Below are 14546 nucleotides of genomic sequence, written 5' to 3' on the forward strand. Positions count from 1 at the left end.
CATCTCCGGTGCCCCTTACCAGGCCGGCAAGCTGATCGAATTCCCCGTCATGGCCACCACCATCAGCGGGGCCCCGAGCAACGGCGACACCTTCAAGGTCACCCCGTCGCAGCCGGACCTGTCCGCCTTCGACGCGCTGGACAAGATCATTGCCGGCCTGAAGGATCCCTCCAAAAGCAGCGCCGAGGTGACGCAGACGGTGCAGTCCGGCTTGCGCGACCTGGACGGCGTGGCCGGACAGCTGCAGGGCACCCGCAGCCTGGCCGGCGAGATCCTCAACCGCATCGACGGTGTCACCAGCCGGGTGACCGACCTGAAGAACTACGCCGAGAGCACCCGCTCCGACGCCGAGGATCTGGACATGGTCCAGGCTATCTCCGACTTCCAGAACCAGCAGACCAACTACAGCGCGGCGCTGCAGACCTATGCCTCGCTGCAGAAGCTCTCGCTGTTCGACTACATCAAAGGCTGATCCAGGGACCCCATGATGAATGCATTGGCGCTTGACCTTGTCTGGCTGGGTTGCGGCGCGCTGTTCGGCGCCCGCGGTCGGGTGGTGATGAACCGTCTGACCCTCCACCCGGTTCCGGACGCTCCGTCCCAGCTGGCCGCTCCCGTGCTGGAGCTGCTCGACGAAGCCTGGCCCGAGGAGCGCGGGCCCCTGTCTCTGAGCCCGACCACCGAGGGCCTGCTGGCGGGCCTGCTGGACGCTGACCGCCCCGCCCACACGGTGCTGGAGGTGCCCGCCTTCCTGGCCGGCGATCCGGCCTGGGAGGCCCGCCTGCGCGAGCGTGCCGCGGCCGGCCAGGCCCTGGCGCTCAAGGGCCGGCCGCTGCAGCCCCTGTCGCCCGAACTGCTGGCCTGCTTCCGCCATGTGATCGTGGACGTGGACGACGACCGTCGCCAGACCCAGGCGCCCGCCAGCGGCGCCGCGCGCCAGACGCCCTGGGTGCAGGCCGGCAGCCACACGCCCGAAGAAGCCGGCGCCAGCCTGCGCCGCGGTGCGCTGGCGGTGCTGGGCTGGCCCCTGGGGGAGCGGCCCGGTCCGGACGCACCCCGCAAGGATGTGCCGCCCAGCGTGCAGATCGTCATGGACCTGATCCAGCGGGTGGACCGCGAGGAGCCGGTCAACCGCCTGGAGGAGGCGCTGCGCGGTGACCCGACCCTGGCCTTCCGCCTGATGCGATTGATCAACTCGCCGGCCTTTGGCCTGTCGGTGGAGATCAGCTCCTTCCAGCACGCCATCATGGTGCTGGGCTACCAGCGCCTCAAGCGCTGGCTGGCCCTGCTGGTGACCAATGCCGTGGACAACCCGGACCTGCAGCCCCTGATGCAGCTGGCGGTGCGCCGCGGCCTGCTGATGGAAGAGCTGGTGCGCGCCCAGGGCGACAGTGGCGCCGCGGGCGAGGCCTTCATCTGCGGCGTGTTCTCGCTGCTGGACCGCATGCTGGGCCAGCCCTTTGATCGCCTGCTGGGCAACCTGCCGGTGGGCGAGGGCGTGGCCCAGACGCTGGCGCCGTCCGGCCAGGGGCCGTACAGCCTGGCCTTGTCGGTGGCCCGCGCGGTGGAATCCGAACTGCCGCTGGACATTGCCGAGGCCGCGGGTGCCATGCTGCTCAGCCCGGGCGAGCTCAACCGGGCGGCCCTCAAGGCCATGCTGGCCGCCCAGCAGCTGCAAAGCGACTGAGCCTGCCTCAGGACCTGCCAGGGCGGCAAGGCCGCCGCTACACTCGGTGCATCGCCGAGCTGCCCTGCCATGTCGATCAAATCCAAGCTGTTGCCCGCTGCGCGGGTGCCGGGCGACGCCCCCAACGAAGGGGGCATGGCCGTGCCCTCGGCCTTGGCCGACTGCGTCTCCATCAGTCCGCTGCCCCTGCTGCTCTGTGACCCCCAGGGGCGGGTGCTGCTGGCCAACGAGGCCCTGCGCGCCGCGCTGGGCGGCCGCCTGGAATCCCTGGCGGCACTGCCCCCCGATCTGGCCGAGCTGATCGGCTGGCCGGCCCAGATGCCGGCCCGTGGCGAATCGCGCCGACGCGAAGGCTGGGTGCCGCTGGAGGGCGGCATCCTGCGCCACTGGCGGGTCACCTCGCGCGGCGTGGCCGGCGGCTCCGGGCGCTGGCTGGTGCAGTTGGAAGACCTGGCGCTGGAAGACGCCCGTGAGCTGGCCCACATCGAGATCAGTGCCCTGATGGGCACGGCCGGCCTCGGCGTGGCCACCCACGATGCCGCGCGCGGCTGGGTCACCGCCGCCCCGCCGGCCGGTGGGCGCAGCGATCGTGCGGGCGAGGCTGCGGCCGAACGGGCCGGTGAGCGTCCGGCCCAGGGCCAGTCGCTGATGTCCGTGGGGCGCGATGTGGTGGCGCCGGAATCCATGGCCGACTACGACCGTCTGCAGCAGGCCTTGCGCCAGCGCCAGCGCATCGAGGTGCGCTACGCGGTCGAGCACCGCGACACCGGTCGGCGCTGGCTGATGACGCGGGTCGAGCCCGCCGAGCTCACCGGCGGCCGGGCCGCGGTCACCGTGGTCACGCTGGACGTGACCGAGGAGGAGAACGCGCGCCGCCACAACGAACAGCTGCTGCATGAGTTGGGCACCATCCTGGAGGTCAGCCCCGCGGGCATCGCCTACCTGCGCCGCGGCGCCCTGGTGCGTTGCAATGCCCGCTTCGAGGCCCTGCTGGGTCTGGCCGCCGGCCAGGCCCAGGGCCTGTCCCTGGCCCAGGTGCTGACGCAGGCGGGTCTGGACGGCACGGCGGCCGGCCAGGCCCAGCAGGTCCTGCTGCAGCAGGGCGCCTTCGAGACCGAGTTCCAGCCCTCGGCCGCCCCCGTGCTGGCAGACGAGCAGCCTTGGCGCTCGCTGGCGCTGCGGCGGGCCGGTGCCGCGGGCGCGGACGAGGTGGTGGCCGTGGTGTCGGACATCTCCCGCCTGCGCCGTCAGCAGGCCGCGCTGGCCGGGCTGGAGCGCGAGCGCGAGCTGATGTTCAACCTCTCCGATGTCGGCATCGCCTACCAGCGCGAGGGCCGCATCGAGCGGGCCAACCAGGCCATGATCGAACTCACCGGCTACCCGGGCGAGCAGCTTCAGGGCCTGCCGCTGGCCGAGCTCTACGAGGACGAGGCGCTCTACCTGCAGTACACCGCCCAGGAGCGCCGGGAGCTGGCCCAGCATGGCCGCTCCCAGGGCGAACGGCGCCTGCGCCGGCGCGACGGCAGCATCCTGTGGGTGCAGGTGCACCAGCGCAGGGTGGACCTGGCCGACCCGGCGGCCGGCAGCATCGCCTCCTATGTGAACGTGGACGAGCGGCGCCGGGTGCGCGAGACCCTGCTCACCCAGGCCGACCGCACCCGGGCCATACTGGACTCGGTGCTGGTGGGCATCGTCACCGTGGGCCCGCAGGGCATCGCATGGATGAACCGCTCGGCCCGCCGCATGTTCGGTGGCGAGCTGGCGGATTTCGTCGGCCTGCCCATCAGCGTCGTGGCTTCGTCCGAGCCGGACCACCCGCTGCGCCGGCAGGACTGGCTGGACACCCTGCACGAGGGCCAGGCCGAGACCTTCGAATGCCGGCTGACCGCCCGCGATGGCCGCGCCTTCTGGGTGGTGGGCAATGTGGTGGTGACGGGGCGGGAGGGGGGCGGCCCCGGGGACGAGGGGCAGCTGACCTTCGCGCTGCTGGACATCGAGCGCCGCCGCGAGGCCGAGAACCACATCGCCCAGGCCCGTGCCGGCCTGCAGCGCATCATCGAGACGGCGCCCCTGGCCATTGCCCTGTTCGATGGCGCCAACCAGCAGGTGCTGCAGCTCAACCAGAAGCTCTGCGCCTTCGCGCGCCGCCCGGCCGAGGAGATCCTGGGTCGCCAGCCGGCCTTGTGGCTGCCCGGCATCGAGGCGGCCTCGCTGTCGGCCGACCTGCACCTGGCCAGCGGCACCCAGGAGGCGGTGCGGCGCGAACTGCACCGCGAGGCCGATGCCCAGACCGGGGAGGCGGCCGAGGTCTGGGATGTGCGCATCGTCTCGCTGGATTCGGCGGGTGAATCCGGCGGCACCCAGCTGCTGCTGGTGGCCAGCGACGTGACCGAGCAGCGCGCCGCCGAGGAGGCCCGCCTGGCCGCGGCCATCGCCCAGCGCGAGATGCTGGTCAAGGAGGTCCACCACCGCATCAAGAACAACCTCCAGGGCGTGGCCGGCCTGTTGCAGCAGAACGCCCAGCGCCACCCGGAGGCCAGCGCCGCCATCGCCGAGGCGGTGGGCCATGTGCATGCCATCGCCCAGGTGCATGGCCTGCAGGTGGGCATGACGGGGCCGCTGCGCGTCAAGGCCGTGATGGAGGCCATCGCCCAGTCGGTGCAGCGCATGTTCGGCCGGCCCATCACGATGGAGGTGCAGGGCGCCGACCCGCACCGCTTCGCCCTGACCGAGGCCGATTCGATTCCCGTGGCCCTGACCGTCAATGAGCTGCTGACCAACGCCATCAAGCACAGTGCGGGCGGCGCCATCGCCTGCCGCATGGAGTTCGGCCAGGACGCCGTGTCGCTGAGCGTGGCCAACCCGGGGGCGCTGGCGCCCGAGTTCAACCTGGCCCAGGTGCCCGCGGGCATTTCCGGCCTGGGCCTGGTGCGGGCGCTGCTGCCGCGCAAGGGGGCCTCGATCTCGCTGAGCCAGGAGGGGCCGCTGGTGGTGGCGCGGCTGCGTCTGGCGCCACCGGCCGTCGCGTTGCTGACACCGCTGTGAACAGTTCGGAGACAATCGACCGCATGGCTCCCCCCGATTCCACCTCCTCGTCCAAGGGCAAGATCCTGGTCGTCGACGACGACCGGCTCGTGCTGGCCACGGTGACCCACGGGCTGGTGCAGGCCGGTTTCGAAGTGATCGACGCCGACAACGGGGACGACGCCATCCTGCTGGCCCGCCAGCACCGGCCCGATCTGGCGCTGCTGGACATCCGCATGGAAGGCAAGAGTGGCTTCGACGTGGCCGACTACCTGCGCGAATCCCTGGGCACGCCCTTCATGTTCCTGTCGGCCTTCGCCGATGCGGCCACCGTGGCGCGTGTCAAGGAGCTCGGGGCCGTGGCCTATCTGGTCAAGCCGCTGGACATCGCCCAGATCGTGCCGACCGTGGAGGCCGCCGTGGCCGCCGTGCGTGCCCGGCGCGAACGCGAAGGGCTGGCGCCTGCGGCCCGGTCGGCGCCCGTGATGCCCGTGGCCGCCCCGGCCACCCTGGCGCCCGCCGGCCGCCCGGTGGACCCCTTGAACGACCCGGTGCCGCTGGCCGTGGGGGTGCTGATGCACCGCTACTCGCTGCCGCGCGCCGAGGCGCTGCAACGCCTCACCCGCCTGGCCCAGACCGATGGGCGTTCGCTGGCCGCGCAGGCGGCCGCCCTGGTCGACGCGGTGGAACTTCTGGCCCGACCCGGCCAGGCCTGATGAACACGGGGCGCTGGCCCCTCAGCCCAGCGTGAAGTAGAAGCGGGCGCCCTTGCCGACTTCCGATTCGGCCCAGATGTCGCCGCCGTGCCGACGCAGGATGCGCCGCACCGAGGCCAGGCCCACGCCGGTGCCCTGGAAGTCCTTGGGGCTGTGCAGGCGCTGGAACACGCCGAACAGGCGGTCCGCGAAGCGCATGTCGAAACCCGCGCCCTGGTCGGCCACCACGAAGACCCGGCCATGCTCGGCCTGCTGTTCGCTGCGGAACTCGATCACCGTCTGTTCGCACTGGCCGCTGTACTTCCAGGCATTGCCCAGCAGGTTCTCCATCGCGATGCGCAGCAGGGTGGGGTCGCCGTGCACCACCAGGCCCGGCTCGATCGTGATGCAGGCCTGGCGCTCGGGGGCCTGGCTGCGCAGGTCCTCCACGATGTAGCTGGCCAGCTGGGACAGGTCCACCGGCTTGCGCGCCAGCGGCTGCGACTGCAGGCGCGAGAGGGCCAGCAGCGCGTCGATCATGCTGTTCATGCGCGCACTGGCCGCCAGCACCCGGTCCAGGTGGTCGTTGCCGATGCGGTCCAGGAAGCGGCCGTAGTCTTCCTTGAGGATGCGGGCAAAGCCATCGACCACCCGCAGCGGGGCGCGCAGGTCGTGCGAGACCGAGTAGACGAAGGAATCCTGGTCGGCGGCACTGACGGCGGTTTCGGCGGCCGGATCCTGGGCAGGGCGCAGCAGCAGCAAGCGGCCCAGCGGCTCACCCTCGCAGCTCAGCGGCAGCAGGTCGATCTTCCAGGCGCCAGCCACCCGGCTTTCGCCCTCCGGCAGCTTGCGCAGGGAGACCTGCACATCGCCAGGCAGGGCCTGCTGGACCAGCTGCCAGTCCTTCTGCTGGCTCTTGGCGCCCAGCAGGCGGGCGGCGTCCGGGGACAGGGCCTGCACATCCCAGTCCGGGCCGCTTGCGTCGGCCCCGCGGGGGCGCAGGATCACCACCGGCATGTCCAGCTCGCCCCACAGCCGCTGCAGGACGGACTGGTCCAGGCGGCGCTGCTCCTCGGCATCCACCGGCACGATGGTGCCCACATAGCCCGCGAACTGCCCGCGCACGTCGTACTGGGGCAGGGCGCGCAGGCGCCAGTGGCTGGGCGGCGTGCCGTGGCGCAGCACGCGCAGGGCCGGGATCATGGCCTGGGCGTCCAGGCGGGCCAGCAGCGCGCCAGGGCTGGGCAGCGGGTCGGCCACCTCGAAATGGGTGTGCAGCAACTGGCCGGTGGGCAGCTGTTCGGTCCAGGCGGTGGCTGGCGCGCCAGGGGGCGGACGCCAGCTCACCACACGGTGCTGGGTATCGCTGCGCCAGATCCAGCCCTCGGTCAGCTCGGCCAGGGCCTGCTGGTTCTGGGTGGCCTGGCGCAGCTGCGCATGACGCTCGAGCCGGCCCCACAGCAGCCCCGCCACCGCGCAGGCTGCGCCGAACACCAGCATCGGCAACCAGGACCAGGGGCCCGCCAGCTCGCTGGGGGCGCTGGGGGCCCCGGCGAACTGCCAACCCACCGCCAGCGAGGCCGCCAGCAGGGCCCCCACGGCCAGGCTCAGGGCGAGACTGCGGCCGCGCAGGCGACGGGCTTGGGGCGGAGCGGGCATGCCGGGATTGTAAGGAGCGGCTCGGGCGCGACCGAAGGGGGCCGCCCCGCATGGTTCTTCTGCGACAGAAATGCACGGGAAGTGGCTGGAACAGGCCTTTTTCCGGCTTGACGTGATAGAAACGTGCGCCGATGCTACAAGCTCGCACCCTTGACTGGGTGGAGCCCGGTCCGGGCACTGGTTCGCGGCACAATGAGCAGGCCCAGAATCCGTCGCCAGAGCCGATCCACGTTCGCGTTCAGTCCTTGAAAGATGTTTGACACCCCGAAGGATCCCAGGTCCGAGGCCGGTGCCGCTGACAGCGCAGCATCGGTGCTGGACGCTGCCTGTCTGGACCAGTTGCGCGCCCTCGATCCGGTGGGGGACAGCTTTCTGCAGCGGGTGCTCCAGACCTACCAGCGTTCGCTCGGCGCCCAGGAAGCCGCCATCGGCCAGGCCTTCGGCGCGGGTGACACGGCGGCGCTCTCGCATGCGGCCCATGCGCTGAAGTCGGCCTCGGCCAGCGTGGGGGCCCTGCAGCTCTCGCGCCTGTGCGCCCAGATGGAGCAGGCCGTGCGCGATGCGCAGTCCGAACTGCTGCCCGCGCTGGTGACGCAGTTCCAGGAAGAATCCATCCGCGTGCACGACGCGGTGGCGCGTTTGCTGGGTGGTGGTGTCGGTCCATGAGGAGCAGCGGCGCGTCTTCGTTGCAGGAGCAGGTCGAAGAACGACCCAAGGTTCTGCTGGTCGACGACGACGAGGTCAACCTGATGCTGGTCTCCGCGGCGCTGAGCAAGCATGGTTTCGAAGTGACCGAGGCCGGCAGCGGCGACGAGGCCCTGCGCATCCTGGGTGGCTGGATCCCGGATCTGGTCGTGCTGGATGCCCGCATGCCGGGGCTGGACGGTTTCGAGACCTGCGAGGAGCTGCGCGGCATGTACGGGCTGGAGAACGTGCCCGTGCTGATGCTGACCGGCCTGGACGACGAGGCCTCGATCAAGCGGGCCTATGACGCGGGCGCCACCGATTTCTTCGTCAAGTCCAACCAGTGGAGCCTGCTGGCCGGCCGCCTGCGCCATATGCTGCGCGCCGCGCGCACCCAGCAGGAACTGATCCGCAGCCGGGCCAAGCTGGCCCGGGCCCAGGACCTGGCCCGCATGGGCAGCTTCGAGTGGTGGCACCACCCCGAGTGCGGCCTTCCCTTCGGCATGGAGCTGTCCGAGGAGGCGCTGCGCGTCTTCGGCAGCGCGCCGGACGACCGCCTGAGCTTCCGTGACCTGCTGCGCATGATGACCCGCGAGGAACGGCATGGCCTGATCCGCGGCATGCGCCAGATCGTGCGCCAGGTCTTCGGCATCGCCATGGACGTGCCGCTCTCGCGTGGCGTCAAGCGCAACCGCATCATCCACGTGGAGGGCGAGCCCGAGTTCGGCGAATACGGTCAATGCATCGGCTACACCGGCATCGTGCAGGACGTGACCGAGCGCCACCAGGCCGAGGATTCCATCCGCAAGCTGGCCAACAAGGACCCGCTGACCCAGCTGCCCAACCGGCGCCAGTTCAACTGGCGCGCCGAGCGGGCCCTGGAGCAGGCGCGGCGCATGGGCCACAAGATGGCCCTGCTGCTGATCGACCTGGACCGTTTCAAGAACATCAACGACACCCTGGGCCATGCGGCCGGCGACGAGCTGCTGCTCGAGGTCTCCATGCGTCTGCGGGGTTGCGTGCGCCACAGCGACCAGATCTTCGACGGCACCGTCGAGGCCGTGGGCTCGCGCTTTCACCGTGCGCTGGAGGCGGTGGGCCGCCTGGGTGGCGACGAGTTCGTGGCCCTGCTGCCCGAGGTCGAGGACGAACGCGATGCCGAACGGGTGGCGCAGCGCATCCTGGAGGCCCTGCGCCAGCCGGTCTACGTGGCCGACCAGGAGTTCTTCGCCACCGCCAGCGTGGGCATCGCGCTGTACCCGCAGGATGGCCAGACCGTGGCCGACCTGATGCGCAACGCCGACGTGGCGATGTACGCCGCCAAGGACCGTGGTCGCAACGGCTCGGTGCTCTACAGCCCCAACCTGGCCGTGCGCGACCGCGAGAAGCTCGAACTCGAGACGGCGCTGCACAAGGCCATCGAGCGCAACGAACTGGTGCTGTACTACCAGCCCAAGGTGGACGCCCAGAGCGGCCGTCTGATGGGCGTGGAAGCGCTGATGCGCTGGCGCCGTGGCGAGGCCCTGGTGCCGCCCAACGAGTTCATCCCGATGGCCGAGGAGACTGGCCTGATCGTGCCGCTGTCCGAATGGGCGCTGCGCGAGGCCGCCCGCCAGGCGCATGAATGGCGGCAGGCCTTCGGTTTCAACGAGTCGATCGCGGTGAACATGCCCAGCCGCATGTTCCTGCGCCAGGATCTGGTGGACCTCATCCACGAGGCGGTGAAGCCCTATGGCATCCCGCACCGCATGCTGCTACTCGAAATCACCGAGAGCAGCCTGATGAAGGACCTGCAGAGCATCCTGCCCACGCTGCACCGCCTCAACGAGGTGGGCGTGCAGATTTCCGTGGATGACTTCGGTACCGGGTATTCCTCGCTTCAGTATCTGACCGAACTGCCGATCTCCGAGCTGAAGATCGACCGCTCCTTCGTCAACAAGCTCGGACGAGAGCCCAAGGCGAGCGAGGTGATCCACCTGATCATCTCGCTGGCCCAGGCGCTCAGCCTGCGCGTGGTGGCTGAAGGTGTGGAGAACACCACGCAGATGAACCTGCTGCGCAGCCTGCAATGTCGCATGATGCAGGGCTACCTGATCAGCCGCCCGATGCCCGGCACCGATCTGCCGGCCTGGGTGGCCGAGCATGTGGCCGTGCCCAGCGCCACGGTGGCTGCGGAGCCGCTGAACCTGAGCCAGGCTGGAGAAACCCACCCGGCAGCGTCCCGCTGAGCCAGCGCACGGGGCGTTGCATGACCGCCCCGCCATGAACGCCACCACCGAACAAACCCCCGCCCAGATCGCCAAGGCCGCGTTGCGTCGCCTGGCCGTGGCCAAGCTGGAGCCCACACCCGAGAACTACGCCCAGGCCTGGGCCGAGGAATGCGGCGCAGCCACTTCCACCTTGCCGCCGCGTGCGCGCACGGTGCTGGAGCGCCTGTCCCAGCGCTTCGGGGACGACCCGACTCAGCGGGCCGACTTGCTCCAGGCCATGCTGCAGGGCCAGTGGGACCAGGCGCAGCGCCTGACCGATCGGGTGTCGGACAGTCCGGCCTCCCAAGCCCAGGCCTGGGCCCTGCTGATCGAACGCCTGACCCGGGCCCTGGAGCGCAGTGGCAAGCAATGGTCGGTGGCGCGCAAGAAAGAAAGCCTGCAACGGGTGCTGGACTCCAGCCGCAGCGATGTGCAGCGCCTGCAGCACCGGCTGCGCCAGCTGGTGGGCTCCTGGGACACCGACGGGGAGATGCCTGCCCTGGACGACGAGACCACGCCGACTGCCGCTCCGGAGGAGCCGGCGCTTCCCACTGTGGAGGCCCTGTCCGCGGCGGCTTCGGACGCCGGGGGCGAGGCCCTGCACGGGCACTGGGTGTCGGTCATGCAGCCATTGGAATCCACTGTGCGGGCCGCGTTGCCCCCCGAGGCGGGGCGCGCCGCGGCCCTGGCCGATGAGCTGGCCGGTCTGGCCGGCCGCCTGGCCGAGGACGGTGCCACACCGGAACTGGCCGGCGCGGTGGCCGAGGTGTGCGAGCGAGCCCGCCGCCTGCTGGCCCACCGCCACCACCTGCTGGACCAGGTGCATCGGCTCAGCCAGGAACTGGCGGGCGGCCTGGCCGAGCTCTCCGAAGACGAAAGCTGGGTGCAGGGCCAACTGGCCGGCCTGAAGGAGCGGCTGGGCGACACGCCCAATGCCCGCGGTGTGCAGGCGGCCGCGCAACTGCTGGCCGAAACCCGGGCCCGCCAGCAGACACTGCGCCAGGACCGGGAGCAGGCCCGGCAGGCCCTGAAGGACCTGCTGCAGCAGATGCTGGCCGAGCTGGGCGAGCTGGACCAGCACACCGGCCGTTTCAGCGAGGGCATGCTGCGCTATGCCGAGACGGTGCAGAACGCCCAATCCCTGGAAAGCCTGGCCGAGGTGGTGCGCGAGATGGTGGCCGACAGCCGCAGCGTGCATGGCCTGGTCAGCGCCACCCGCGGACGCCTGCAGGACGAGCACCGTCGGGCCAGCGAGCTGGAGACCCAGGTGCGGGCACTGGAGGCCGAGTTGCGTCGCCTGTCCGACGAGGTGGCCACCGATGCCCTGACCCAGGTGGCGAACCGACGCGGCCTGATGCAGCAGTTCGAGGTCGAGCAGGCGCGCATCGCCCGCGAGGGCACGACCCTGGCCATCGGCCTGCTGGACATCGACAACTTCAAGCGCCTGAACGACACCCTGGGCCACACCGCCGGTGACGAGGCCCTCAAGGCCCTGGCCGAGCATGTGCGGGGTTCCCTGCGTCCGGTGGATGCCGTGGCCCGCTTCGGTGGCGAGGAGTTCGTGGTCCTGCTGCCCGGCACGCCGGTCGAAGAGGCCCAGCAGGTGCTGACCCGCCTGCAGCGCCGACTCAGTGCCAGCCTCTTCATGCACGAGAACAAGGAGGTGTTCGTCACCTTCTCGGCCGGGGTCACGGCCTACCGGGCCGGTGAAAGCCTGGAAGAGGCGCTGGAGCGCGCCGACGAGGCCCTCTACGAGGCCAAGCGCAGCGGCAAGAACCGCACCTGCGTGGGCTGATCCTGGGCGGCGGCCCGCTCAGTGGGCGTGGCCCGGTCCGTGGCGGCCCACCCGCCGGCCATGCACCCCGTCGACATGGGGTGTGCCGGCGTCCTCGCCCACCCCGGGCGCACAGGGCTGGCCCAGCTCCGACAGGATGCCGCATTCGCCACCCGGCACGGCCTGGCAGCGTCCCCGCAGTTCCCGCAGCTGGCGCGCCAGGGTTTGCAGTTCCGCAATGCGCTGCTCCACATGGCCGATGTGGGCGTCCAGCACCGCATTGGCCTCGCCGCAGTGGGCGGCCGGGTCGTCGCGAAAGCCCAGCAGGGCCCGGATCTCGTCCTGCGCCATGTCCAGCGAGCGGCAGCGCCGGATGAAGGCCAGGCGCTGCACATGGGCCTCGCCATAGACACGGTAGTTGCCGGCGCTGCGCGGCGGGGCGGGCAGCAGGCCCTCGCGCTCGTAGTAGCGGATGGTTTCCACCGGGGTGCCCGTGGCGGCGGCGAGGTCTCCGATCTTCATCGCTTGACTCTACACCTGCTACAGGGTTTGCAATGCGGGCATGGACAAGCGACTGCCTTCCCCTGACGCCGCACCTTCGTCCGGCTGCGCCCATGGCTGCGGCTGCGGCCACCCGCCCGCTCCGTCGGTGACCGCGCGGGCCGAACCGACCCACGATCACGACCATCACGGTCACGATCACCACGATCACGGTCACGACCACCATCATCCGCATCACCACGGGACCGCGGCCTGCTGCGGATCGTCGCCGGAAGCGGGCTGTGGCACGGCCGCCTGCGAGGCCCCGTCCTGGGACGCGGCGGACGGCCCGGTGCTGCGCCTGCGGGTGCCGGCCATGGACTGCGGCGCCGAGGAGGCCGAGATCCGCCGCGCCCTGGAGCCGCTGGCGGGCATCCGGGCCCTGCGCTTCGACCTCGGGCGGCGCCAGCTCAGCGTGCAGGCGCCCGAGGCGCTGTTCCCGGCGGTGGAATCCGCGCTCAAGGGCCTGGGCATGCCGGGCGAGCGCCTGCCCGAGGCGGGCGCACCGGCCCCGGCCGAGCGCGTCTGGCCCCGCATGGCGGGTGCCCTGCTCACGGCCGTGGCCGCCGAGGCCCTGGCCGCCCTGGCCCCGGCCGAGCTGCCTTGGCGCCTGGCCGGCATGGCGCTGGCCATGCTGGCCATCGCACTGGCCGGCCTGGGCACCTACCGCAAGGGCCTGGCCGCGTTGCGCCAGCTGGGGCTGACTTCAATGCCCTGATGACGGTGGCGGTTACCGGGGCCTTCGTGATTGGCGATGGCCCCGAGGGCGCGATGGTGATGGCCCTTTACGCCATCGCCGAGTGGATCGAGGCCCGTGCCGTGGACCGCGCCCGCAACGCCGTGCGCGAGCTGCTGGCGCTGACGCCGCAGGAGGCCGAGGTGCTGCAGTCCGATGGCCAGTGGCAGCGCGTGGCCACCGCCGCGGTGGCGGTGGGCGCGCGGGTGCGGCTGCGCCCGGGCGAGCGGGTGCCGCTGGATGGCGAGATCGTGGCCGGGCAGGGCAGCCTGAACCAGGCCCCCATCACCGGCGAGAGCCTGCCGGTGGACAAGGGGCCGGGCGATGCTGTCTACGCCGGCAGCATCAACCTCAGCAGCGCGCTGGAGTTGCGGGTCACGGCCCCGGCCGACGACAGCCTGCTGGCCCGCATCACTCATGCCGTCGAGCAGGCCCAGGGTACGCGGGCCCCGACCCAGCGTTTTGTCGACCGCTTTGCGGCCGTCTACACCCCCCTGGTCTTCGTGCTGGCGCTGGCCGTGGCGGTGCTGGGCCCCGTGCTCGCCGGCTGGCTGGTGCTCGACGCCGTGTACCGCGCCCTGGTGCTGCTGGTCATCGCCTGCCCCTGTGCCCTGGTCATTTCCACCCCGGTGACGGTGGTGAGCGCGCTGGCGGCGGCGGCCCGGCAGGGCGTACTGATCAAGGGTGGGCGCTTCCTGGAAGAGGCCCGGCGGCTGCGCGTGGTGGCGCTGGACAAGACCGGCACCCTGACCGAGGGCCGGCCCCGGCTGGTGGCCCAGGAGTGGATGGCCAACCGACCCGATCCGGCCTGGGCCGGCTTGGCGCAGGCCGTGGCCGCCCGGTCAGACCACCCCGTGTCGCAGGCCATCGCGGGCGGCCTGCCCGCGCCGGTGGATGCCGCAGCGGCCGTGACGCTGGACGCCTTTGCCGCCGAAGTGGGACGTGGCGTGCAGGCCCGGACTGGCAGCGGCTCGACCGTGCGCCTGGCCAACCACCGCTGGGTCGAGGAGCTGGGGCTGTGCTCACCCGCGCTGGAGGCGCGCATGGCGGTGCATGAGGCGCAGGGTCGCAGCGTCTCCCTGCTGGTGATCGACCAGCAGGTGCAGGCCGTCTTCGCGGTGGCCGACACCCTGCGGCCCGGCATGCCCGAGGCCATGGCCGAACTCCAGGCGCTGGGGCTGACGCCCGTCATGCTGACCGGCGACAACGCGCGCACCGCCCAGGCGGTGGCGACCCAGGCCGGCGTGGCCGAGGTGCGGGCTCAGTTGCTGCCCGATGACAAGCTGGCGGCCATCCGCGCGCTTCAGCAGCAGCAGGGGCCTGTGGCCATGGTGGGCGATGGCATCAACGACGCACCGGCCCTGGCCGGGGCCGACATCGGGGTGGCCATGGGGGGCGGCGGCACCCATGTGGCCATGGAGGCCGCCGACGTGGTGGTGATGAACGACGACCCGCGTCGGCTGGCGCTGCTGGTGCGCCTGTCACGCCGCACGCATGC

At 71.5% G+C, this 14546-nt stretch carries 11 protein-coding genes; 9 read left to right on the plus strand and 2 right to left on the minus strand.

Features of this window, described 5'->3' with window-relative positions:
* The 4 genes from I73_RS08870 to I73_RS08885 form a co-directional block, all read left to right on the plus strand.
* On the plus strand, positions 1-472 hold a 472-nt coding region (locus tag I73_RS08870; protein WP_022980285.1), incomplete at its 5' end, for a flagellin.
* A 15-nt stretch (positions 473-487) separates the two neighbouring features.
* Positions 488-1687, plus strand: coding sequence for an EAL and HDOD domain-containing protein (locus I73_RS08875; protein WP_026096494.1), 1200 nt, complete (start codon positions 488-490; stop codon positions 1685-1687).
* 69 nt (positions 1688-1756) lie between these two features.
* Positions 1757-4732: a PAS domain S-box protein gene (locus I73_RS08880; RefSeq protein ID WP_022980287.1), complete on the plus strand. Its 2976-nt coding sequence runs from the start codon at positions 1757-1759 to the stop codon at positions 4730-4732.
* Positions 4733-4755: 23 nt separating this feature from the next.
* The gene (locus I73_RS08885; protein ID WP_026096495.1) at positions 4756-5427 is read left to right on the plus strand and encodes a response regulator; all 672 of its coding nucleotides are present in this window, start codon (positions 4756-4758) and stop codon (positions 5425-5427) included.
* A gap of 21 nt (positions 5428-5448) precedes the next feature.
* Here I73_RS08885 and I73_RS30835 read toward each other — a convergent pair whose 3' ends face one another.
* Positions 5449-7065, minus strand: a complete 1617-nt coding sequence (locus tag I73_RS30835) for an ATP-binding protein (RefSeq protein ID WP_051049138.1) — start codon at positions 7063-7065, stop codon at positions 5449-5451.
* A gap of 252 nt (positions 7066-7317) precedes the next feature.
* Here I73_RS30835 and I73_RS30840 point away from each other — a divergent pair, with 252 nt between their 5' ends.
* Genes I73_RS30840 through I73_RS08905 form a run of 3 tightly spaced genes read left to right on the plus strand, consistent with a single transcriptional unit; the run spans position 7318 to position 11793 of the window.
* Positions 7318-7731, plus strand: a complete 414-nt coding sequence (locus I73_RS30840) for an Hpt domain-containing protein (protein ID WP_022980289.1) — start codon at positions 7318-7320, stop codon at positions 7729-7731.
* Positions 7728-9977: a bifunctional diguanylate cyclase/phosphodiesterase gene (locus I73_RS26990; RefSeq protein WP_040500042.1), complete on the plus strand. Its 2250-nt coding sequence runs from the start codon at positions 7728-7730 to the stop codon at positions 9975-9977. The genes I73_RS30840 and I73_RS26990 overlap by 4 nt, the downstream gene beginning before the upstream one ends.
* A gap of 34 nt (positions 9978-10011) precedes the next feature.
* Positions 10012-11793, plus strand: coding sequence for a diguanylate cyclase (locus I73_RS08905; RefSeq protein ID WP_022980291.1), 1782 nt, complete (start codon positions 10012-10014; stop codon positions 11791-11793).
* A gap of 18 nt (positions 11794-11811) precedes the next feature.
* On the opposite strand, the gene cadR is transcribed toward I73_RS08905, so the two are convergent.
* The gene (gene cadR / locus I73_RS08910; protein ID WP_022980292.1) at positions 11812-12294 is read right to left on the minus strand and encodes a Cd(II)/Pb(II)-responsive transcriptional regulator; all 483 of its coding nucleotides are present in this window, start codon (positions 12292-12294) and stop codon (positions 11812-11814) included.
* A 40-nt stretch (positions 12295-12334) separates the two neighbouring features.
* Between cadR and I73_RS34685 the strand changes: the two genes are divergently transcribed.
* Together I73_RS34685 and I73_RS26995 are read left to right on the plus strand one after the other, a co-directional pair.
* Positions 12335-13030 carry a heavy metal-associated domain-containing protein gene (locus tag I73_RS34685; RefSeq protein WP_306304226.1) on the plus strand — a complete coding sequence of 232 codons (696 nt, stop codon included), beginning with the start codon at positions 12335-12337 and terminating at the stop codon, positions 13028-13030.
* The coding region (locus I73_RS26995; protein WP_051049140.1) for a cation-translocating P-type ATPase at positions 13030-14546 on the plus strand (1517 nt) is incomplete at its 3' end. The genes I73_RS34685 and I73_RS26995, both read left to right, overlap by 1 nt.

The sequence above is a fragment of the Ideonella sp. B508-1 genome, assembly GCF_000333615.1.
In the GTDB taxonomy this organism is placed as follows: domain Bacteria; phylum Pseudomonadota; class Gammaproteobacteria; order Burkholderiales; family Burkholderiaceae_C; genus Ideonella.

Bases quoted from the DNA above. Each gene is read 5' to 3' on its own strand.
- I73_RS26990 (WP_040500042.1), top strand. From the start codon at position 7,728: ATGAGGAGCAGCGGCGCGTCTTCGTTGCAGGAGCAGGTCGAAGAACGA.
- I73_RS30840 (WP_022980289.1), top strand. From the start codon at position 7,318: ATGTTTGACACCCCGAAGGATCCCAGGTCCGAGGCCGGTGCCGCTGAC.
- I73_RS08885 (WP_026096495.1), top strand. From the start codon at position 4,756: ATGGCTCCCCCCGATTCCACCTCCTCGTCCAAGGGCAAGATCCTGGTC.
- I73_RS30835 (WP_051049138.1), bottom strand. From the start codon at position 7,065: ATGCCCGCTCCGCCCCAAGCCCGTCGCCTGCGCGGCCGCAGTCTCGCC.
- I73_RS08875 (WP_026096494.1), top strand. From the start codon at position 488: ATGAATGCATTGGCGCTTGACCTTGTCTGGCTGGGTTGCGGCGCGCTG.
- I73_RS34685 (WP_306304226.1), top strand. From the start codon at position 12,335: ATGGACAAGCGACTGCCTTCCCCTGACGCCGCACCTTCGTCCGGCTGC.
- I73_RS08880 (WP_022980287.1), top strand. From the start codon at position 1,757: ATGTCGATCAAATCCAAGCTGTTGCCCGCTGCGCGGGTGCCGGGCGAC.
- I73_RS08905 (WP_022980291.1), top strand. From the start codon at position 10,012: ATGAACGCCACCACCGAACAAACCCCCGCCCAGATCGCCAAGGCCGCG.
- cadR (WP_022980292.1), bottom strand. From the start codon at position 12,294: ATGAAGATCGGAGACCTCGCCGCCGCCACGGGCACCCCGGTGGAAACC.